Annotated in this window: 19 protein-coding genes; 12 read left to right on the top strand and 7 right to left on the bottom strand. The window is 60.7% G+C overall.

The window, feature by feature from the left end:
* The first annotated feature begins 178 nt into the window (after positions 1-178).
* On the top strand, positions 179-2530 hold the full coding sequence (locus AC5RVY_RS18345) for a glycoside hydrolase family 3 N-terminal domain-containing protein (protein ID WP_493956123.1): 2352 nt from the start codon (positions 179-181) through the stop codon (positions 2528-2530).
* A 189-nt stretch (positions 2531-2719) separates the two neighbouring features.
* Here the strand turns inward: AC5RVY_RS18345 and AC5RVY_RS18340 are convergent, their stop codons facing one another.
* The 7 genes from AC5RVY_RS18340 to AC5RVY_RS18310 all read right to left on the bottom strand — a co-directional run bounded on the left by AC5RVY_RS18340 (position 2720) and on the right by AC5RVY_RS18310 (position 10043).
* The gene (locus tag AC5RVY_RS18340) at positions 2720-3220 is read right to left on the bottom strand and encodes a hypothetical protein (protein WP_493956122.1); all 501 of its coding nucleotides are present in this window, start codon (positions 3218-3220) and stop codon (positions 2720-2722) included.
* Positions 3221-3518: 298 nt separating this feature from the next.
* Entirely contained in the window at positions 3519-3977 is a 459-nt protein-coding gene (locus AC5RVY_RS18335) for a Gfo/Idh/MocA family protein (protein ID WP_493956151.1), read from the bottom strand.
* A gap of 152 nt (positions 3978-4129) precedes the next feature.
* Positions 4130-4294: a hypothetical protein gene (locus AC5RVY_RS18330; protein ID WP_493956121.1), complete on the bottom strand. Its 165-nt coding sequence runs from the start codon at positions 4292-4294 to the stop codon at positions 4130-4132.
* Between the two features lie 403 nt (positions 4295-4697).
* Positions 4698-6326, bottom strand: a complete 1629-nt coding sequence (locus tag AC5RVY_RS18325) for an extracellular solute-binding protein (protein WP_493956120.1) — start codon at positions 6324-6326, stop codon at positions 4698-4700.
* 76 nt (positions 6327-6402) lie between these two features.
* Positions 6403-7296, bottom strand: coding sequence for a carbohydrate ABC transporter permease (locus AC5RVY_RS18320; protein WP_493956119.1), 894 nt, complete (start codon positions 7294-7296; stop codon positions 6403-6405).
* Positions 7293-8201 carry an ABC transporter permease gene (locus AC5RVY_RS18315; RefSeq protein ID WP_493956118.1) on the bottom strand — a complete coding sequence of 303 codons (909 nt, stop codon included), beginning with the start codon at positions 8199-8201 and terminating at the stop codon, positions 7293-7295. The genes AC5RVY_RS18320 and AC5RVY_RS18315 overlap by 4 nt, the downstream gene beginning before the upstream one ends.
* 888 nt (positions 8202-9089) lie before the next feature.
* Positions 9090-10043, bottom strand: a complete 954-nt coding sequence (locus AC5RVY_RS18310; protein ID WP_493956117.1) for an NAD(P)-dependent oxidoreductase — start codon at positions 10041-10043, stop codon at positions 9090-9092.
* 91 nt (positions 10044-10134) lie between these two features.
* On the opposite strand from AC5RVY_RS18310, the gene AC5RVY_RS18305 reads away from it, so the two are divergent.
* The 11 genes from AC5RVY_RS18305 to AC5RVY_RS18255 all read left to right on the top strand — a co-directional run bounded on the left by AC5RVY_RS18305 (position 10135) and on the right by AC5RVY_RS18255 (position 21258).
* Complete coding sequence (locus AC5RVY_RS18305; protein WP_493956116.1) at positions 10135-10854, top strand: FadR/GntR family transcriptional regulator; 720 nt, start codon at positions 10135-10137, stop codon at positions 10852-10854.
* On the top strand, positions 10847-12325 hold the full coding sequence (locus AC5RVY_RS18300; protein ID WP_493956115.1) for an amidohydrolase family protein: 1479 nt from the start codon (positions 10847-10849) through the stop codon (positions 12323-12325). The genes AC5RVY_RS18305 and AC5RVY_RS18300 overlap by 8 nt, the downstream gene beginning before the upstream one ends.
* Positions 12322-13278: a nucleoside hydrolase gene (locus AC5RVY_RS18295; protein ID WP_493956114.1), complete on the top strand. Its 957-nt coding sequence runs from the start codon at positions 12322-12324 to the stop codon at positions 13276-13278. The genes AC5RVY_RS18300 and AC5RVY_RS18295 overlap by 4 nt, the downstream gene beginning before the upstream one ends.
* A 263-nt stretch (positions 13279-13541) precedes the next feature.
* Complete coding sequence (locus AC5RVY_RS18290; protein WP_493956113.1) at positions 13542-14702, top strand: extracellular solute-binding protein; 1161 nt, start codon at positions 13542-13544, stop codon at positions 14700-14702.
* A gap of 11 nt (positions 14703-14713) precedes the next feature.
* Positions 14714-15634 (top strand): carbohydrate ABC transporter permease, encoded by a 921-nt coding sequence (locus tag AC5RVY_RS18285; protein WP_493956112.1) that lies wholly within the window; start codon positions 14714-14716, stop codon positions 15632-15634.
* Position 15635: 1 nt separating this feature from the next.
* Positions 15636-16565 carry a carbohydrate ABC transporter permease gene (locus tag AC5RVY_RS18280; RefSeq protein WP_493956111.1) on the top strand — a complete coding sequence of 310 codons (930 nt, stop codon included), beginning with the start codon at positions 15636-15638 and terminating at the stop codon, positions 16563-16565.
* 35 nt (positions 16566-16600) lie between these two features.
* Positions 16601-17551 (top strand): nucleoside hydrolase, encoded by a 951-nt coding sequence (locus tag AC5RVY_RS18275; protein WP_493956110.1) that lies wholly within the window; start codon positions 16601-16603, stop codon positions 17549-17551.
* Between the two features lie 83 nt (positions 17552-17634).
* Positions 17635-18423, top strand: a complete 789-nt coding sequence (locus AC5RVY_RS18270; RefSeq protein ID WP_493956109.1) for an SDR family NAD(P)-dependent oxidoreductase — start codon at positions 17635-17637, stop codon at positions 18421-18423.
* Entirely contained in the window at positions 18423-19352 is a 930-nt protein-coding gene (locus AC5RVY_RS18265) for a polysaccharide deacetylase family protein (protein ID WP_493956108.1), read from the top strand. Before AC5RVY_RS18270 ends, AC5RVY_RS18265 begins: the two co-directional genes overlap by 1 nt.
* Entirely contained in the window at positions 19346-20473 is a 1128-nt protein-coding gene (locus AC5RVY_RS18260; protein ID WP_493956107.1) for a M24 family metallopeptidase, read from the top strand. The genes AC5RVY_RS18265 and AC5RVY_RS18260 overlap by 7 nt, the downstream gene beginning before the upstream one ends.
* A gap of 17 nt (positions 20474-20490) precedes the next feature.
* The gene (locus AC5RVY_RS18255) at positions 20491-21258 is read left to right on the top strand and encodes an SDR family NAD(P)-dependent oxidoreductase (protein ID WP_493956106.1); all 768 of its coding nucleotides are present in this window, start codon (positions 20491-20493) and stop codon (positions 21256-21258) included.
* Positions 21259-21260 lie beyond the last annotated feature (2 nt).

Genomic DNA, 21260 nt, shown 5'->3' with positions numbered 1-21260 from the left:
CTATCCGAAAGTTTTTGGTCGCCACAGGAGCGCGGTTCGTGATTTTCACCCGCAGTTTTGCGGTTGCCACCACGTTAGGGACGGGCAACGAGCGAAGTCAAGGGATTGCAAACCTAGAAACTAAACGGAACTTTCTGATAGTTTTGTTTAACTCATTCGTAAAACTCAGGAGAAGCTTGTGAGCACCGGCGCCGCCGAACAGCATGCACTTGCCCGCGTCCCCGCTTCGGACGTCGTTGAACATCTGGTACGCGAGATGACCTTGGAAGAAAAGCTCGCGCAATTGGTGGGCGTGTGGGTGAATGCTTCCACTGACGGCGATTCCGTCGCCCCGTTGCAGAGCCAGATGGCGGGGGACACCCGTTCGTGGGACGAGATCATCTCGCACGGGCTCGGCCAGATCACCCGCATGTACGGCACTGTTCCGGTGGAGCCTTCTGAAGGCGCACGTCGCCTTGCTACCGCGCAGGATCAGATCAGGGCGGCATCCCGCTTTGGCATCCCTGCCCAGGTGCACGAGGAATGTCTTGCCGGGTTGGCGGCGTGGAAAGCAACGGCATTCCCGGTTCCTTTAGCCTGGGGTGCCACGTTCAACCCAGCCCTGGTGCAGGAGATGGCAGCCCGGATCGGCATCAGCATGGGATCTCTCGGGGTTCATCAGGGACTGGCTCCGGTACTCGATGTGGTCCGCGACCTTCGCTGGGGCCGCGTAGAGGAGACGATCGGCGAGGATCCGTACCTCGTGGGGACGGTTGCAACGGCCTATGTCCAGGGCCTGGAATCTGCGGGAATCGTCGCGACTCTTAAGCACTTTGTCGGGTACTCGGCTTCCCAGGCCGGCCGTAACCACGCCCCCGTCTCCATGGGCCCCCGGGAGCTTGCCGATGTCATGCTGCCGCCGTTTGAGATGGCGCTCCGCCACGGCGGTGCGCGTTCGGTGATGCACGCGTATACAGATGTTGACGGCGTACCGGCTGCCGCGAACCGTGCGCTTCTCACGGGTCTGCTGCGCGAGCAGTGGGGCTTCACAGGGACGGTGGTGGCGGACTACTTTGGCGTCGCGTTCCTGGACGTCACCCACGGTGTAGCCGCAAACCCCGGTGACGCTGCTGTACTGGCTCTGCAGGCCGGCGTCGACGTTGAACTGCCAACGGTTAACTGTTTCGGAGAACCGCTGCTTGCCCGCGTGCGTGAGGGCGCCCTGGATGAATCGGTGATTGACGATGCCCTCCGCCGGGTCCTTACACAAAAGGCAGAGGCTGGGCTGTTGTCGCCCGATTTCACGCCGGAACCCCTTGCCCTTTCCGGGCCTATCGAGCTGGATCCTGCCGAGAACCGGGCACTGGCCCGTGAAATCGCTGCGCAATCACTGGTGCTGTTGAGTAACCGAGAGTTTGCCGCGGCTCCGGCCCTACCCTTTACCTCGGCCCGGACTGGTTCCGTAGGTGTTGTCGGACCACTGGCCGACGACCCCTTTGCGATGCTTGGCTGCTACTCCTTCGATGCCCATGTTGGAGCGTCGCACCCGGAAGTTCCCATGGGAATTTCCATTCCGACGGTTGCAGGCGTCGCGGCGGCTCGGTTTGATTCAGTGAGGAGTTCCGTCACCGGGAATTGCGAGTCGGCAACTGAGGACCAAATTGCTGAGGCTTGCCGCTTGGCATCATCGGTTGAAACGTGCGTCGTGGTCGTCGGCGACAACGCGGGACTTTTCGGACGCGGCACCTCTGGCGAGGGAAATGACGCCTCCGATCTCCGCCTTCCAGGCGACCAGCACCACATGCTGGACCGGATCCTCAATGCTTGTGCTGATTCCGGCACATGCGCGGTTGTGGTGGTACTCAGCGGCCGACCTTACGCGCTGGGGGACTTCGTGGATCGGGCGGACGCGATCGTCCAGGGTTTCTTCCCTGGTGAAGAAGGGGGCGAGGCGCTCTGGGACGTACTCACCGGCGTCGTCAATCCGTCCGGCAAGCTGCCCGTCTCGGTACCGCGTTCCTCCGGCGGCCAGCCGGGTACATACCTTCACTCCCGGCTGTCCGGACGTACCGAGGTCAGCGCCTTGGATCCCTCGCCGCTGTTCGGTTTCGGCCATGGCCTGTCCTATACGACCTTTGAATTGTCAGGCCATCAATGCAGCGCACCGGCGATGTCGACCTCTGACGCAGTCACCATAAGCTGCACGGTCACCAACACCGGTGCACTGGACGGCGCTGAAGCAGTGCAGCTTTACCTGGAGGACCCGGTGGGCGAAGTGGTTCGTCCAGTACGTGAGTTGATCGGTTACGCCCGCGTAGAGCTGGAAGCAGGCGCGTCAGCCATCGTTGATTTTGTCATCCACGCGGACAGGACGTCCTTCACCGGGGTGGACCTAACCCGTGTTGTAACACCTGGCCTGGTTAGGCTGCACGTGGGGACCTCGAGCACGGCTGATGCGCATACCCACGAGGTCATCCTGCACGGAACCCGGCGGGTGGTGGGGTTCGAGCGTGAGATGCTGACGCCGACAGAAGTCAGGTACGTGGGATAAGGCGTGACGGAGCCTTTGCTTCGTGTCACGAAAAAGGTCCCCTCCTACTCTGGGTAGGGACCAGGTGGAGCATCCGGGACACCGCGGCGACGACCGTGATGTCCCGGATGCTCATTTTTGTCCTGAAGCATCGTCGGCGAACCGGCGGCGGCCCCTTCCTGGACTTCCGAGTATGCCCCGATGGGCTTGCTACCTCATTCGTTCGGCGCCGTGAACCTGTCCTGGGATGACCTCCAGCAGGGGCCGGGAGCTCAGGCATACCAGGTAGATCACCGCCCCGGCAACGAACGCAACATGCCAGGCAGTGGTCATCATCGATATGAAAGCCATGACGAACAAGATGCCGCCGTTCCTAACGACACCCGTGGCTGGGCTCCCAGACGTAAAAGGTATAGCCCGTACACGTCCTGTTCCTGAAGGTGAAGCGGGAGAGCAGAAGCATTGCGTTGTCGCAGCGAGGATCAGCGTTAGGCCAATGACGGATTCGAACATTCCCACGGCGGCCGCGTAGCTGAAGTTGCTGGATTCCAGACCCACCCGGTACAGGCAGGTGGAGATGACATCAGAAGTATCGTAGTTGAACGGGTTGTAGATCAGCAGGATCTTCTCAAAGCCCACCGCCATGAACGTGCCGATGTTCGGAATCAGCAAAAAGTGATAATGGCGGGCAGGATGGCTGGCAGCGTTCAAACATGCCAGGTCTGTTGGCCCCGTCGATCCGTGCCGCCTCATACAGCGATTCGTCGACTCTCGTCAAGGCAGCCAGGTAGAGGACTGCGCCCCAACCCATGGTTTGCTACACCTCGGAGCTGTCCTGGTGAAGTTCCCGGTCGTTTGGAAGAGCGATTCCGGGAATGATTCACGGTGCCGTTCAGGGAGAAGTTCTGCAGGATCATGCCGACGATAATTACCACTGACATGAAGTGCGGCAGATAGGCCACAGTCCGAACAAACTTCTTGAACTTCTGTGACCGCAACTCGTTAAGCATCAGGGCGAAGATGATGGGCATCGGGAAGCGAGAACTAGGGTCAGCACACCTAGGATGATGGTGTTTTGGAAGGCCTGCCAGAAACTGGGGTCGTTGATAGTGAAGAGGGTGCCGTATTTGAAACCCACCGACTGTTCACCGAATATGCCGCCGCCGGCGAAGGTGACAACTGCCGCAGAAAGGTCCTCGGTGGCCGTCGAACGGCCGCGGCGGGCAGCCACGGCAGCTACCTCTTCCCATTCGCCGAGGATAGACACCAGCAGGTCGAACTGGTGGATGCCGTGTCCATGGTGGGCCGCCGCCTTCAATTTCCCACTTGCCCCCACGGCAGGGCCGTACCGGATGGTGTTGCAGACGGCGGTCATGGACTGGCCGAAGATGCCGGCCCCGAGCTGGCGGCTCAGATTCCATGGCGGCGTCGCCGAAACGGTGCTGGAAGGCTTCGGCGAATGAGGCACCCGAGGCCTTCTCTGCTTCGATGATCTCGGCCAGGGAGAGTGCCGGGGCTTGCCGGTGAGGACGATGACCTCGGCCTGGAGGCAGGCCAGTGCTTGTTCATAGTGCAGCCCGGGAGGAGTGCAGAGGTGCACGACGTCCGGCTTGCGGTTCTTCAGCAGTCCTTCCGGCTTTCGATCTCACCGATGATCACGTCACGGAGATTTGAAGAAGGGCGGCGGCCACTCCTGATCCCGAGGGCACCGTTGGCCAGGGCTTCGCGAAATTTGCCGTCGTCGGCGATGATCATTGTTGCTGGACGGCCCGAGAGAGTTCGCACCTTTTAGGGCTTTCCTTTCAACACACTTTTCTCGACCAATAACCTGCCCTTCTTAGTCTTGGCCAAAGGCCGATGACTTGCCTTCCCTCAACTGCTCGCCTCGGTCATGCTCTTGCTTGCTGACCCGCTGTCGGAACTAAAGCGGCTTTGAGCGGTCCATGGTTGGGCTCCATTCAGCTTGTCCACGGGCTGAGCTGTCCACGGTTGGCGTCAAAGCTGGTTATCCACGGCTGGAAATATGGAGCCGTTGGGGTAGCTCCCCGGCAGAAGCAGATGTGGATAAACCTTCAGAATCACCCCGGGCTGTGGGCAGCGATAGCTGTTTGGATGGTTTTGCTGTGCCGCCGCCCGGTTGGGCGGCGGCACGGAGGCGCGGCGGCTGATGGAGAGTGTTTTGGCGGACTTAGGCGGAAGCCAGTGCTTCTTGAAGCTCATCACGGATGGCGTCGCCGCCTTCGGCCTTCCATGCCTTGACCCCATCATCCCAGGCACTGACCGGCTGGCGGCCCTGCAAGATGTCATTCTGCAGGTCGGTCACCTTCTTCTTGATGCTGGTGCCCTTCTTGGACTGCGTCGGAGAATAAATGCCCGCCGTCGGGTCCTTCTTGCCCGTCGGGACGAGATCCTGCTGTGCCTGGTACTGGTCCTTGGTAGCCTTCTCCACTCCTGCCTGGTAGATGGGCCAGGGGGCATCAGCCAAGTACTGGATGGACAGCTGAGTCTCGCTCTTGCCCTTGTCCGTGAGGATTGGGTCCGTGCCCTTCAGGTCGTAGTTAACACCCTCTACACCATACTTTCGGAACAGGTATTCCTCGGTGCCGAATGGTGCCGCCAGCCAGTTGAGAACGTTGAGCAGGGTCTCCACGCGCCCTTCGCTTGCCTTGCTAATGGCGGATATCGAGTTGTTGGGATTGCCCAGCCAGATGGATCCCTTACCGCCACCGTCGAACTTCGGGATCGGTGAGGCGGAAATGGCGAAGGGTCCGTTGCCCAACTGGATCTGGTAGAACTGCGGCCAGGCGCTGAATGTGTCCCAGTGCATCACAGCGGTCCCGCTGCCGAACCATGCCTTGTAGTCCTGGGCGGACGCGGCGAACGTATCGGGGTTTACCACCCCGGCCTCCACCATCTTCCGCGCTGCGGAAAGGGCATCCTTTTGCTCCGGTGCCTCATAGGCGCTGGTCAGCTGGCCGTTCTTTTCGGACCAGTTGAAGGGGATACCGTACATCTGGCGGATGTAGTCGGTGGGGGCCATCGTGAGCGCCCACTTATTGGACTTAGCATCGGTAAGCTGCTTGGTCAGGGCGAAGAAGTCCTCGAACGACGTCGGGGCCACTTTGATGCCTTGGCCGTCCAGGATGTCGGAGCGGTAGTAAAGGACGGAACTACTGAGCACACCGCGAGGGATGGGGATGCCGTAGATCTTGCCGTTAAAGACGGTGCCCTTCCAGCTGTCCGTGGGGATGTTGGCCAGGAACGGATACTTCTTCACAGCATCACCGGAGAGGTGCGGGGTGAGGTCCACGGCCTTCGCTTCCAGCAGCTGCGGCAGCTGGGGTGCGTTGCCGTCCACGTTGAACAGGTCTGGCAGGGAGTTTCCGGCAACGGTGGTGGCGAATTTCTGGCCGTAGTCCTGCCACGGGGTGATTGAGATTTCCAGTTCGGAGCCCAGCCGCTTGTTCAGCTCCTGCCAGTAGGTGTTCTGGTCCGCGCCAGGCGGCACGGGGGTGGAGGTGATGGCCATCGCCGTGATTTTCTGCCCGTCGCCTGGGGCCGAGGTGAATGCCTTCGTGGGCTGGGCCGGGTACTTCAGGAACGCGTCCATCACACCCTGCGTGTTGCCCGGCATATCCGGCTTTACGCCTTCGTACTTTAGGTAGGTGGGCAATTTGACGGCGTTGTTGGCGGATTGAGCCTCACCGCTGGTGGCGCCGCTGCCGCAGGCCGCCAGCAGTGGTGAGCCGATGGCAGCCAGAACGGCAGCGGACAGTGAACTTTTCAGGACGGAACGGCGCGAAACACTGAGAGACATGGAATTTCCTTCTTCGTCGAAGCAGTCTTGTATCAGGGGAAGAAAGCGGCCTGGTCGGCCTCATAACGGGGCGTGGTTAGCCCTTCACGGCGCCGGTAAGGACGCCCTTGGCGAAGTGCTTCTGCAGGAACGGGTAGACCAGCATGATCGGCACGATGGAGATGACCAGGATGGCCATTTGGATGGAAGCCTGTGGAGGCACGGCTTCAAGGCTGGCGCCCAGGTCCTGCGCCCCCAGCTGCGTTCCGTTCACCACGTAGGTGCGCAACACCAGCTGCAGCGGCCACTTGCTGGCATCGTTGATATAGAGCATCGCGTTGAAGAACGCGTTCCAGTAACCCACCGCGTAGAAGAGGCCTACGACGGCGAGCACCGCCTTGGAAAGCGGCATCGCGATGTGCCGGAAGACCTGCCATTCGGAAGCTCCGTCGATCCGGGCACTATCCATCAGTTCGCCGGGAAGGTTGGCGAAGAACGAACGGACGACGATGACGTTGAACGCGTTCACCATGGTGGGCACGATCAACGCCCAGTAGGTGTTGATGAGGCCGAACTGCATGACCACCAGGTAGCTGGGGATCATTCCGGGGCTGAACAGCAGGCTGAACAGGACCAGCAGCAGCATGGGCCGGTTGCCCAAGGTGCCGCGCCGACTCAGGGCCCAGGCCAGCAGGCTGGTGGTCACCAGGCTGAGGACGGTGCCGACACCGGTGACGATGGTGCTCACCACCAGGGCCCGGCTGACAACGCCACCCGTGAAGATGCTGCGGTAGGCGTCCAAGCTGATGCTTTTCGGGAAGAGGACAAAGCCCCCCGCCTTGTTGACTTCCTCCGGTGATGCGAGGCTGGTGGAAATGATGCCGATGAATGGAACAATTACCAAGGCACACAGCACCGTCAGCACGACGCCTTTCAGTGCCCGGGCTCCCAGCGAGGGTACCGGGGATCCGTCGATCATTTTGGTACTCATGCCTTGTATACCCCTTGTTCTCCAAACTTGTGGGCCACCTTGTTGGCTGACAACACCAGCACGACCCCGACGAGGCCCTTAACCAACCCGACCGCGGCAGCGACGCCCCAGTTTCCGCCGATAATGCCGTTGTTGTAGACGTAGGTATCCAACACCTCGCTGACCCGGATGCCGGCTGCCTGCTGCTGCAGGATGATCTGCTCGAAGCCGACCGTGAGGGAATCACCGAGTTTGAGGATGAAGAGCAGGATGATGATGCTCCGCAGCCCCGGCAGGGTGACGTGCCACGTCTGCCGCCAGCGGCTGGCGCCGTCCACGCTTGCCGCCTCATACAAGGAGCGGTCGATCTGGGACAAAGCCGCGAGGAACAGGATGGTGGCCCAGCCGGTGTCCTTCCAGATCACCTGCGAGGTGATCAGCGCCTTGAACAGCTCGGCGTTGCCGATGATACTCAGGGTTTCCATGCCGTTGGCGCGCAGGAAGTTGTTGATCATGCCAGAGCCGCCCAGCATCTGCTGGAACACCGCCACCACGATCACCCAGGACAGGAAGTGCGGCAGGTACAGGATGGACTGCACCGTCTGGCGGAGCTTGTTGGAGAGCAGGCTATTCAGCAGCAGGGCGAGCATGATGGGCAGGGGAAAGACCAGTACCGTCTGCAGGCCCGTGATGATCAGGGTGTTCTTCAGCGCGTTTAGGAACGCAGGATCGCCGTTAAACAGAATCTCAAAGTTCTGAAAGCCTACCCACTCACTGCCACTGATGCCCAGGTAGGGCTGGTAATCCTGGAACGCGATAACGTTCCCCAGCAACGGGTAGTAGTGAAAGCAGATGATGATGGCCATGCCGGGCAGGGCAAATATCAGAAGCAGCTTGTCCCGCCGGACCCGCTCCCAGAACGACATTTTGGGGCGAGAACTGGGAACTAAAGCCTCGGGTGCACGCCGCTGCGCGCGCTCCGCTAGATTCGTGATAGTCATCTGACGGCGCCCGTGCCTATAGTCGCGCCCTTGCATGCTTCCGCAGAAGAAGGAACGGCAGAAGACAATTTCCGGCTCTCCACCCCGCCGCACATGCCAACGCCGCGTTCCTGCCCGGAGTGTGACAGTGAAACGGTGGCGGCCCGAAGGTGGGAGGCGGTTCCAGCGGCGAGGGAGCTCAGATGCTCGCCGGTCAGGACGGCCTGCTGCAGCGAGCCGGCGTGCCAGAGCTCTTTCCAGCCTTCCAAAGGCAGGTCACGGCGCCGACGGGCGACGTCTTCCCGCACCTTGATTGGCGTGTCTGCCGACGGCAGAGCGGCAGCCTTCCGGTACTGCTCCTTCCAAGCGCCGGGATTGTCGCGCCTCTTACGAGACCTTGGAACTTTCCCCGCGACCACCTCGGGCGGTATATCCAGTCGTAATGCCATAGCAAATTTCCTATCTGCCTGTTCATCGACAATTGCTGCATTCCCCTGCAAAGCCTGGAATGCCTGTCGATTTCGATCGGCGCCGATGTCAGAAGTGCCTGTGGTGAGGCCTGCTGCGCGTCGTTGGCTGTGTTCCTCACGTTCGCGGCTAGCGGAGTTTTATGGTTTTCCTTGCCGTCATTGGTCGGAGCCTCTCTGCTGCCGGGATGCGATTCACATCACAGAAAGAAAGTATCGTAAATTTTACGCAATAACAACAGAACGGACTGGTAACTTTCGCCAAATCGGAGAAACAGAAGGGCGGGTTCTGTCCGCCCGCGCTGCTCGACGAAAGCTGAGTATGCTCCCCGCCCATAGCCGGTAGTCGTCTCGCAAGTACGCGTAGTCAGGCGACACTTTTTGAGTTGAAGTTTTCCAGCATGTTGCCGGCTTGAAGTGCTGCCAGGTTCCTTCTGATCAGCGCTGCCGCTCCCTGTGGCCTGTTTCCCGCGACGTGCGGCGTGATGATGAGGTTTTCTGTTCTCCATAGGGGTGAGGCGGACGGCAGTGGTTCGTTCTGGGCGACGTCGATGGCGGCGGCCCTTAGCTGCTTCTTTTCGAGGGCGGATATGAGGTCTGCTTCGTCGACCGTTGAACCACGTCCTGCATTGATGAAAACCGAGCCTTGCGGCATTGCAGCGAACACACTGTTGTTAAACAGCTTGTCGGTTTGTACAGAGGCAGGCACAAGTGAGATGAGCACATTTGTGCTTCCCAGCTGTTCCCGGGCGGTATCTTCTGTCATCACGGGGTAGCCTGCACGCCTACCGGCAGTGCTTGCCACACCCGTGACCTTTGCTCCCAAGGCTGTGAGCAGGGGAGCCAGCTTTGCTGCAATGGAGCCGAATCCCCAAATGAGGACGTTTGCGCCGGTGAGCGTGTAGTCGCCGGCGCTTTCCGGGCTCGCCTGGTCATGAAGGTACTCGTTGTCCCACGTCCTGGATTGCTGGGCGAGGTAGAGCCGGTCGAGTCTCCGGACGCAGGCCAGCAGGAGAGTAAGGGTGTGCTCGGCCACCGGCCCGTCATGGAGAGAGCGGCCCGAACATACCTGTACCGGCTCAGGAAAGCCGGCTGCGGTGACAGCGTCCGTCCCCGAGGCCAGGGCTTGCACCAGGCGCAGGCGCGTGAGGTGTTGTGCCGCGGCTGCCAGTTGTGCCGGAGGGTTCTGCCACGCAACCAGAACCTCGGCATCCCTATGCGCTTCCGGTATTGGCGCGTGTACGTCATAGACGATGAAGTCATCCACCCTTTCACCTGTAAACGACTCTGAACTGATCGTTGACGGAATCAGAACCTTCATTGCATCCCACCTTTTCTCTTTGTCCTAGGACCATCTGCCCTTAGAAGTCTTACCTCTTGTATCCTACTCGTAAGACGTATAGAGTGTGACTATGCACACATCAGATGAGTCCGGTCGGCAGCGCCGCTATTTGAATGTGGCCCAAGACCTGTTGATGGCCATTACCAATGGCGAGTTCGCAGCAGGAGAGCGGCTGCCCGCCCATACCGATATCGCCGCTAAGTATCAGGTTTCTCGGCCGACCGCGCGGGAAGCGTTCCTGGCCTTGGAGCTTGTGGGGGCAATTGAGGTGCGCCATGGTGACGGGACTTTCGTACGGCGCGCTGCGAAGGTCGGCGGGAGTGAAGGTTCCCCCCTTGACGTCCCTCCGCGGGAGTTGATTGAGACACGTCTGTCGATTGAGCCTGTAGCAGCCAGCTTGGCGGCCACCAGGATTACGTCTGAGCGGATTTCCAAGTTGGAGCGGTATCTGGATCGCCAGGCCGAACTTGTGGAGGACTCCGCGGGGGTTGCCGAATTTGTGGCCTTGGGGCTTCAGTTCCACTCGGACTTGGCCCCGGGGTGCGGCAACTCAATCCTTTCGGGGATTATCGAGCAGCTGGTGAACATCGAATCGCATCCCTTGTGGGTCCTCGTCAATCAGCAAGGCTTGCCGGACCCGGCTTCTCGGCAGGTGCAAGTCGACGAGCACCGTGCCGTCCTCAAGGCAGTCCGCGGCGGCGATCCATTATCCGCAGCCGAGGCGATGCGAAACCATCTTGGGCATCTGGACCGTGCCATTTTCATGAACGGAGGCGGCACTCGTGCCTGACCAAACAATCCCTGCGCCCTATGACCTTGTTGTTACCGGCGGCCTTGTCGTCAACGCCACCGGATCCACCGAGGGCACCGTCCTGATCAAAGACGGGCGCATCGCAGGGATCCTCGACGTGGACGCGCCGTTGCCCCCTCATAAGCGACAGATCGACGCGACAGGTCAGCTGGTTCTGCCCGGCGGGGTCGATCCGCACTGCCACGTCGGGCAGGTGCTCGGTGAATTCTCCATGCTGGACAGTCACGCTCAGGCAAGCATTGCCGCTCTGTGGGGCGGAACCACCACCATCATTGATTTCGCCATTCCGGAACCCGGCCAAAGCCCGCTTCAGGCTGTGTACGAGAAGCGCAAGGCTGCACAGGATACCCGCACAGACCTGGCCCTGCACGGTGGTGTTGTCGCCTGGGACAACACCACGCGCGATCAACTCCTGTCCTTGGCTGAACTCGGAGTCCTCACGGTCAAGATGTTCACAACATATCGTGACGGGGTGATGGCCGGATTCGACACCATCGAAAAAGTCATGGAAGTCCTTGCCGGTCTCGGTGGCGTAGCAATTATTCACGCCGAGGAGAATCACCTGGTCGAGCAGGCGCAAAACTATGAGCGGGAGCGTGGGCGGGGCGACTCCCGGCACCACGGGCTGACGCGGCCCGAAGCAGCTGAAGCAGCTGCTGTCTCCCGCGCCTTGGCGCTTGCGGCAAGCACTGGATCGGCGGTCTACTTCGTGCACCAGACGACGCCCGATGTCGTGGATTTGGTTGCAGTTGCCAGGTCCAAGGGCATCCGCGCCTACTCCGAGACCTGCCCGCACTACATCACTTTGGACGACAGCGTCTATGCAAGCGGGCGACCCGAACTTTTCGTTTGCTGCCCGCCAATCCGCTCCGCTGCCGCCATGACTGGACTGAGGGACCGGACGATCAGGGGCATGGTCCACACCCTGGGATCTGATCACTGCTGCTACTCCAGCGCACAGAAAGAAAAATACTCCCACGACGTGACCTCAATGCCCAACGGTCTCCCTGGTGTCGAACACCGCATGACGGTGTCCTTTGACACGCTCGTCATCCGCGGTGGAATGAGTGTTGAAAACTTCGTGGCGATGTCTTCAACAAATCCCGCAGTCCTCAATGGCCTCAGGTCCAAGGGCTGGATAGGCCCTGGCGCGGATGCAGACGTGGTCATTTTCGACCCCACGATAACCAAGGTCATCAGCGCAAAGACGCACCATATGAACTCTGATTATTCGCCGTACGAGGGCACGGAGTTCACCGGCTGGCCCACGGCGGTGATCAGCGCAGGACGCGTCGTCATTGACGACGACGGGTTCCACGATCCAGGGCCCGTTGGACGCCACCTCTTCTCAAAAGCCCAGCTCGCCGCCGTCCCGCTCCTGGCGGCACCCGAGGTCGGCGGAACACAAACCATGATCACCGGATCCAACAAAGAGGAGCTCCTGGCATGACCCGAAAAGTGATTCTCGACGTCGACACGGGAACCGACGACGCAATCGCGATCATGTTGGCGGCCCAGTCCCGGCCACTGGATCTGATCGCCTGCACCACCGTGTGGGGTAACCACGACGTTGACACCACCACCGAGAACACACTGCGGACTCTCGACCTGATCGGTCGCCAGGACATCCCGGTGTACCGGGGACTCGGTAAGCCCTACGCACCCATCCCGTTCCTATTCGAAGACCACGTTGACAGCGAGCGGGAAGTCATTCATCCCCATGATTTCCCGGCGCCGGCCACCGTTCGACAGGCCTCCCAGCAGCCGGCAGTGGAATGGCTGGTGGAAACTCTGCGGGCAACCACGGAGCAGATCACCTTGGTGCCAGTAGCACCATTGACGAACATCGCAGCAGCTATCACCCTGGACCCCCGGATCGTTCAGGCCATTGATGAGGTCGTCATCATGGGCGGTGGGCATGCCTTGGGAAACGTCACGGCTTCAGCCGAAGCAAACATCTGGCATGACCCGGTCGCAGCAGACGTCGTCCTGCAGGCAGGCTTCGAACGAGTCGTGCTGGTGCCCCTCGATGCAACCCATAAAGCCAACATGTCCTTGCGTCACACCGCCGCCCTGCGCGCTATCGGCACTCCGGCCGCGGGTGTGGCCGCAGACATCGTCGAGCAGCGAATCCATGGCTATAACGAAACCCAGCCACAGGATGAACCGGATTCGGCTCCCGTGCATGATGCCCTCTGCATCGCGTACCTCTTAGACCCGACCGTGGTCGACCTGGCGGCCTACCACGTCGCCGTCGACACGCTCAGCCCGCTGGCTTTCGGCAAAACATTTGTCGATGTCGCCTCACGCACCCGCAAAAAGCCCAACGCATTCGTGGCGTTGGGCGCGGACGCGGACCTGTTCAACAAGCTTCTTTTCGAGGCATTGAGCGAAGGGAGATAGGTAGCTAGTCCCCAACGCGGAGGGTGAATGCCTAGGAAACGAACACCCTCCCACGCCAGAAACGAGGAGTTACTTTGTACGCCAACATTACATCACGACGACGGACAAGCCGTCTGATTCTTACAACACTTGCCATTGGGGCCCTGGCCTCATCCGTGGTTGCCTGTTCACCGAGTTCCCCGGCCACCAGCGCCAACTGCCCCGACGGGTCAGCCAAACTCAAGGTTCTACGGTCCACGACCAACGTGCCCACGGACGCCCAGATGGCCGACTACACGACCAAGACCAACGGGTGCGTCACCTTCGATGTCACCGATGTGCCTTTCGGACAGTACGCCGACAAAGTCAGTGTCCTTAGCTCCTCGGCCAACGCGCCGGACATCTACGGATATGACATGCCCGAGACCGCGAACTATGCCTCCAAAGGCGTACTGCTTCCCCTCGATAGTCACCTGCCTGAGGGGTGGAAAGACGACGTCTTGCCGGCGACCCTCACAGAGGGCAGCTACGAGGGCAAGGTTTACACCATGGGCGTTCAGCAGGACGCCCTCGGCCTGTACTACAACAAGACCCTGACTGACCAGGCCGGCATCACCGTCCCCACGACGCTGGATACCGCGTGGACGTGGGAGCAGGCCCGCGATGCCATGCTGAAGTGCCAACAGGGGACCCCTGGCAGCCCAACAATTTACGGGCTCGCGCCGACGCAGCTGGGTTCAGGCACTCCGGGGCCGGTTTACAGCGACCTGTTGTATCTTCGCAGCGCCGGCGACCCTAAGGCGCCAAAGGATTCGTCAGCGTACAAGACCTTCTACGCCATTTCTCCAGATGGCAAAGAGGTCGACGGCTGGCTGAACACGCCCGAAGCTGTTGAAGCGGCAGGCTTCTACCAGTCACTGTATAACGGTGACAAGGCGGTCACCTCCAAGACCGGTCGGCCGAATGCATTCCTGGACGGCAAAGCCTGTTTCGATATGTTCCACGCGGGGCAGGTCCAGCCCTTGAAGGACGCCAAGGTGTCATTCGACTGGGGTGTCGCGCCACTTCCCTACATCAAGACCCCGATCGTTCATACAGGCGCGATCACTGTTGCGGCCTCGGCGAAATCGAAGCAGGCAGATGCGGCCGCGAAGTTCGTGGTTGCCGTGAGCACGGGTGCCGCAGCTAAGGACTATAACCAGAAAAACGGCCGCCTTCCCACGCTGAACAGTGTTTACAAGGAACTGCCGGAATTCCAGCAGCCCCCGCAGAGTGTGTTCTACAGTGAGCTGGAGAAGTGGGGCCAGCCGCGGCCGCCTACTACGCACTTCTCCCAGTACAGCCAGATCGTGGAGAACGCGCTGAAAAACATCGCCTACGGTGGCGACCCCAAGGGCGAGCTCGACCAGGCAGTGACAAAGCTGTCGCCGCTGATGTCCCGGTAAGGAGACCGTCCATGTCATCCACGACGACGAGGACGAGGCTCGTCCGTGGAACCGGAAGGAAGCGGTCGCGGCGGGAATTACTCGTCGCGGCCGGCTTCCTGGCCCCGTTCCTCATCATCCTCGCAGTATTCCAATACGTCCCTGTTGTACTCCTTATCAAGAACAGCCTTCTCAGTTACACGCTTATCAACCCCGACCTGCAGACGTTCGTGGGGTTGGAGAATTTCGCCCGGATCTTCAGCGATCCAGCGGCTCTTCAAACCATAGGGGTCACGCTGATCTTCGCGGTAGGAATGGTCGTCCTGATCATCCCGCTGGGCTTCCTCCTGGCTACGTATCTTAATCAACCCCTTCCAGGCAGGGGAATCCTTCGGACAGCAGTATTCCTCCCGGTCATCACATCATCGGTTGTGGTCGCAACGCTGTGGAATTTCCTGCTGGCCAACGAAGGACTCGTCAACGCTGTCCTGAACTCTTTGGGGTTTGGTACCGCCTCGTTCCTAACCGACCAGGCTTTGGCTTTGCCATCGATCATCATCATGAGTGTCTGGCAGCAAGTTGGCATGGCCGCCATCCTCTACCTCGGCGGACTTCAGTCCATTCCCGGTGACGTAATGGAGGCATCGGTCCTCGACGGTGCAGGGGGGCTGAAGCGGACATTTCTGATCGTGATCCCGCTCCTCTCCCGGACCACGGTAATGGTGGTCGTCATCATGACAGTCTTTGCGCTTCAATCATTCACTCCGGCCTACGTCATGACCCAAGGCGCCCCGGGGGGCACCACCAACCTGCTCGTTTACGAGATCTACAAACAGGCTTTCACGCTGCAGGACCCGGGCTTCGCTTCAGCACTGTCGGTTCTGCTGTTGGTCGGCGCCATCACCATCAGCCTCGTTCAAATGAGACTTCTCCGAACCCGATGGGACTACTGAGATGACACAGCTGACACCGCAACGCGTGTCGGACGACGCCGGAGCCGGGGACGGCACGCGCGGAAACGACGATAGGACCGGCCGTAGTCGCGTGCCCGTCCGGCTATGGCAGCGGATCTGGACAACGGTCGTCGTCATTGCAATTCTGATGGCTTTCGTCCTGCCATATGAGTGGATGTTCGTCTCAGGACTGAAGAGCCAGTCGAGCATCTTCGCGGACATCAGTCCGCTTAGTTGGAAGACGTTTGTCCCACTCGCCGTGACCTTCGAGAACCTCCAGGAACTGTTCGTTGACAGGGGCGTCGGCCGTGCCCTGCTGAACTCGTTCCTGGTCGCGGCATTCCAGGTGGTGGCCTCACTCATACTGTGTACTTTGGCGGCCTATGCGCTGACGAGAATCGCCTTCAAGGGCCGTAATGCGGTGTTCGCCGTCATACTTGCCACGTTCATGCTTCCGGCCGAAGCGCTCGTCGTTCCGCTGTACCAGCTGATCTCCGCGATGAGCCTGCAGGACACCCTTTTCGCCGTGGGCGTTCCCTGGATCGCCAGCGCGTTCGGGTTGTTCCTGCTCCGTCAGTCCTTCGAAGCGGTTCCCCTGGAACTCGACGAAGCGGCCAAACTCGACGGCGCAGGCCACTTCCGGATTTTCTGGTCAGTCATTCTCCCCGTGGTCCGGGTCGACCTCGTCACGTTTGTACTGATGATTTTCCTGTTCTCATGGAACGCATTCCTCTGGCCCCTCGTGGCCATCCAGAGCACTGAAAACACACTTGTGCAGGTCGCCGTCGCGCAGTCAGTGTCCCCCGGGGCGCTGCCAAACTGGGGCCTGACATTCGCGGGCGCCTCCGTGGCCACCATCCCCCTGCTAATCCTCTTCATTTTCCTTCAACGACTCTTCATCCCCGGGCTCGCCCGATCCGGACTGAAGTAAAGCCGATCCAACAAACTCCTAAGGAGAGTAATTAAGTGCCTAAGAAGATCATTCTCGACGTTGACCCCGGACACGATGACGCGATCGCCATCCTGCTCGCGCAGGGAAATCCTGATATTGAACTGGCCGCCATCACTTCTGTCGCCGGCAACCAGGTCCTGGCAAAGACAACCTACAACGCACAGCGTGTTGCCACGCTCGTCGGTGCGATCAACATCCCGATCGCCGCCGGCGCGGAATTCCCCCTGGTGCGTGAACAGATCACCGACGGCGAAGTGATCGCCGGGTCCGTCCACGGTGTCTCCGGGCTGGACGGCCCGGAGCTGCCGGAACCCGCGATGGAGCTCGACCCTCGCCATGCCGCACAGCTCATCGTGGACCTTGTCATGGCAGGGGAGCAGGACGAGTACACCCTCGTTCCCACCGGTCCTCTAACCAACATTGCGTTGGCCATGCGGCTGGAACCGAAAATAGTGGACCGCGTAAAGGAGGTCGTCCTCATGGGCGGGGCCTACACCCAGGGGAACGCCACGCCTGCGGCCGAGTTCAACATCCTCGCCGACCCGGAAGCTGCCGCAGCCGTTTTCGCAGCTAAGTGGCAGGTAACGATGGTCGGCCTCGATCTCACCCACCAGGCAGTTGCCACCCCTGAGGTGAAGGAACGGATTCGCGCGATCGGAACACCCATTTCCCAGGTAGTGGTCGAATGGCTCGACTTCTTCGGCGCAAACTACGATTCCGTGTGGAAGATGCCTTACCCGCCAATCCACGATGCCTGCGCAGTCGCCCGCGTCATCAACCCCTCCGTTGTCGGCGTGAAGGAAGCCTTCATCGCCGTCGAAACACAGGGTAAATGGACCTACGGCGAAACCGTTACCGACTTTCTCGGAGCCTACGGCCTGCCCTTCAACAACCTCGCAGCCACCAATTTGGACTTCGACGCTTTCTGGGACCTCATCATCGACGCCATCAAGCAAGTCAGCTAGCCGACACCAACCACACTGTCCGTCCCGGCGTGCGTCTCTGCACGTCGGGGTGGCACCATCGTCGTCCAAAAAGAAAGGCCTCAATGATGCGCCTTGCAGGTCGCACAGCTATCGTCACCGGAGGATCGTCCGGAATCGGCCGGGCAATTGCCGTCCGCTTCGCCCGTGAAGGTGCGAAAGTTGTTGTCAGCGACATCCGGGAAGATCCAATTTGGAGCGGCGACGACGAGACGCCCACAGCCCACCTGATCAACGCCGACCACGGAACCGCAGTTTTCCACCAGACCGACGTCTCAAAGGCCGAAGACATCGACGGACTGGTATCTCGGGCTGTCGACGAGTTCGGGCGTGTGGACATCCTCGTCAACAACGCAGGCCTGGTGTTTTCATCCTCGGTGCTCAAAACGAGCGAAGAAGACTGGGACCGCTTGATGGACGTGAACCTTCGGGGTCAGTTTCTCAGCTGCAAACGTGGTATCGGCCAAATGATGGATCAGGAACCCATCGGTGAAGTCCGCGGCCGGGTCATCAACGTGGCCTCACAGCACGGCCTCGTCGGTCCTCCCGATTTCTTCGCCTATGCCGTCAGCAAAGGCGGAATGATCCAAATGACCCGACAGCTCGCCGTCGACTACGCCAAACATGGAATCATCGTCAACGGTATCGCCCCGGGGCGGATCATCACCGGCACCCATCCCGGCGAGGTCGATATGACCGACCCGGTCCTCGAGTACTCCCGGTCCCGCACGCCCTTCCCAAGGCTGGGCCGGGCTGAGGACGTCGCGGGGGCGGCCCTGTTCCTGGCATCAGACGACTGCAGCTACATCTCGGGACATAACCTGCTGGTTGACGGCGGATGGATGGCGTACTGATGACAACGCCTACAGGACCCCAGCGTGACCTTGTGGGCTACGGGGCACACATCCCGAAAGTCACCTGGCCGGACAATGCAAGCATCGCAGTCAACATCGTAGTGAACTACGAGGAAGGCTCCGAGTACTCCTACGCTGCAGGAGACGGTGAAAACGACGTGCTGGGCGACTCCGGCTACCGTTTCCCGGCACACGTGCGCGACCTGGCGCAGGAATCGATGTACGAGTACGGGAGCAGGGCCGGCATTTGGCGGCTCCTGAGGCTCTTCGATGAGCTTCACGTGCCGGCCACCTTCTTCGGCTGCGCGGTGGCCTTTGAGAAAAATCCCGCCGTCGCCACTTACGCCAGCCGAGCAGGGCATGACCTCGTCTCACACGGTTGGCGGTGGGAGGAACATTGGCGCCTGAGCCGGGATGAGGAACGCGAACACATACGCCTGGCCGTGGAATCCTTCGCAGAGACATGGGGCAGCCGGCCCACCGGCTGGTACTGCAGGTACGGGCCGTCCGTGAACACCCGGGAGCTTGTCGTCGAAGAAGGAGGCTTCGCCTTCGACTGCGACGCCTATAACGACGACCTTCCGTACTTCACCACGGTCAACGGCAAGGAACACCTTGTCGTACCGTATTCCCAGACCTACAACGACTCTCAGGGGTCTAAAAACCCCTCCGAGTTCCTCGACTACATCCAACGTGCTTTCGACGAACTGTGGCTCGAAGGCGAACGCGGCTTCCCCAAGATGATGTCCATAGGACTGCACCCGCGGCTGGTCGGCCAAGCGGCCCGCACGTCGGCTTTGCGCGAGTTCATCACCTACGCCCAGCAAAAGGGCGGCGTATGGTTCGCCCGGCGAAACGACATCGCAGACTGGTGGTCCACACACCACCAGGACTTCCCGCGCCTCGACAGCATGCGCGCCTCTTGCTGACCGGCGGACAGGTTCCATACCAGTCGCGCTGGCGCTCGATGTGGGAAACGCTCGAGCGCGAGAGGCTGGATGCACTGGTCATCCACGGCCGGGGACAGACCGCCCACTACGGTAACATCGCACACCTCACCGGACACATCCCCAATAACAAGGGATTGTTCGTTGTCATTGCCCGGAGCCGGGCGCCAGAAGTCATCGCCTCCTCGGCCCAGGCTGCCCGCCACGTCCTCATGGACCAGTCTCTGGCACCCGGAGTTGTCGTCCGCGCCCCAGGTAAGAGCCCCAAGGCAACGTTGTACACAGAAATTGCGGCAGCCGCGGGCCCCGGGACCGTCGGTCTGGCCGCCTCCGATGAGAATGGCCTGCCCCACAGAGACCACACTGGGATCCTTGCAGCCATGGAGCCCGGTGCCCGGGTCATTGACGCCTTCGGCGTCATGGAAGCACTGCGGAGGCAACCGGAGACGATCAAAACAGAACAGCTCCGCCGCTCCATGGCCAGGGCCGAGGGCGCAATGGAAGCCGCTGCACACCGGCTGCGGAGGGACGGCACCGAAGCAGACGTCGCGGGTGTCATCGCGCAGTATCTGCGTTCCCACGGCTCGCTTTTTGACATCATCCATGTCGCTGCTAACGAGTTCCATGGCCAGCACCCCGCCGACAGGCCAATCTTGGACGGGGACCTGGTCACTGTTTTCATCGAAACCGCCGCGGCCGATGGGCATTGGGTCGAACTCGGTGCATTGTTCGCCCTGGGCGACGTGAGCACCCAGCGCCTCATGCTCGCCGACCAGACCGTGAGAGCTCTTGACGGTGCCGCCCGCTACCTCCGTGACGGACACCAGGCCAGCGCCGTCGCGGGATTCCTGGCCAGGCAAGGGCGTCACACCATCGGATTCGGACACTGCATTGGCCTGGATGAGATACCCCTACCCATCACCAACGGATCCGCGTGGACACTGCTCGACGGCGAGGCCATCGCCTTGCACCCGAGCCTTGTGAGTGAGGGCGGGCAGGAGTCAGCGGGGGTCGCCAACACCTACGTCGTCAGTGAAACCGGCGGGGTCCCCTTGTCCCATTACCCCACAACACTGCGGCGGATCAGCCGCTCACACCAGTAACCACCCAAGAAGGAACCATGACAGATTTCAAGACCGCGGTTATCACAGGTGCCGCCAGCGGCATCGGCCGTGCCACCGCAGTGGTTTTTGCGAGGGCTGGGATCCGATCCGTCATCGGCTCGTTTCCGGGCGATCCCCATGACCCCTACGAGACCCTCAACCTTGTTAAAGAAGCCGGGGGAGAAGGCGTCGTCCACGAACTCGACGTACGCAGCGCCGACGAGGTGGATAGGTTCGCACAGCGCGCGGTCGACGAATGGGGGCGCCTTGACATAGCAGTCGCCAACGCAGGGATTGTCCGGTTGCACCCGCTGGACGAACTCACTGACGAGGCCTGGAACGACCTGATGTCAGTCGATCTGGGTGGGGTCATGCGCCTCTTCCGCAGCGCTGCCTCCCGCATGGACCACGGCGGCGCCCTGGTGGGCATTTCTTCCATCTCCGGAGGCGTCTACGGGTGGGCCGACCACGCCCATTACACGGCTGCCAAAGCAGGAGTCCTGGGCCTCTGCAAGGCCCTCGCGGTGGAGCTGGCTCCCCGGGGAATCCGAGTCAACTCCATCATTCCAGGGGTTATCGACACGGCTCAGACCCAGGACAGCACGAATTCATTCGGTCGCGAAGGCCTTGCAACGGCAGGAACGAAAATCCCGGCCGGACGGGTGGGACGCCCTGAGGAAATTGCCCATGTTGTGAGGTTCTTCAGCAGCGACGAAGCCAGCTACGTAACCGGGCAGCACCTGGTCGTCGATGGCGGGCTAACTGTCTTTATGCCGGTTTCCTGATT

It is taken from the genome of Arthrobacter sp. Ha26 (genome assembly GCF_059091705.1).
This window is presented reverse-complemented; position numbering and strand designations above follow the sequence as displayed.

Excerpts from the sequence above, each read along its gene's own strand:
- AC5RVY_RS18280 (WP_493956111.1), top strand. The coding sequence starts at position 15,636 with ATGACACAGCTGACACCGCAACGCGTGTCGGACGACGCCGGAGCCGGG.
- AC5RVY_RS18255 (WP_493956106.1), top strand. The coding sequence starts at position 20,491 with ATGACAGATTTCAAGACCGCGGTTATCACAGGTGCCGCCAGCGGCATC.
- AC5RVY_RS18285 (WP_493956112.1), top strand. The coding sequence starts at position 14,714 with ATGTCATCCACGACGACGAGGACGAGGCTCGTCCGTGGAACCGGAAGG.
- AC5RVY_RS18270 (WP_493956109.1), top strand. The coding sequence starts at position 17,635 with ATGATGCGCCTTGCAGGTCGCACAGCTATCGTCACCGGAGGATCGTCC.
- AC5RVY_RS18315 (WP_493956118.1), bottom strand. The coding sequence starts at position 8,201 with ATGTCGTTCTGGGAGCGGGTCCGGCGGGACAAGCTGCTTCTGATATTT.
- AC5RVY_RS18295 (WP_493956114.1), top strand. The coding sequence starts at position 12,322 with ATGACCCGAAAAGTGATTCTCGACGTCGACACGGGAACCGACGACGCA.
- AC5RVY_RS18265 (WP_493956108.1), top strand. The coding sequence starts at position 18,423 with ATGACAACGCCTACAGGACCCCAGCGTGACCTTGTGGGCTACGGGGCA.
- AC5RVY_RS18290 (WP_493956113.1), top strand. The coding sequence starts at position 13,542 with ATGGCCGACTACACGACCAAGACCAACGGGTGCGTCACCTTCGATGTC.
- AC5RVY_RS18305 (WP_493956116.1), top strand. The coding sequence starts at position 10,135 with ATGCACACATCAGATGAGTCCGGTCGGCAGCGCCGCTATTTGAATGTG.
- AC5RVY_RS18320 (WP_493956119.1), bottom strand. The coding sequence starts at position 7,296 with ATGAGTACCAAAATGATCGACGGATCCCCGGTACCCTCGCTGGGAGCC.
- AC5RVY_RS18310 (WP_493956117.1), bottom strand. The coding sequence starts at position 10,043 with ATGAAGGTTCTGATTCCGTCAACGATCAGTTCAGAGTCGTTTACAGGT.
- AC5RVY_RS18325 (WP_493956120.1), bottom strand. The coding sequence starts at position 6,326 with ATGTCTCTCAGTGTTTCGCGCCGTTCCGTCCTGAAAAGTTCACTGTCC.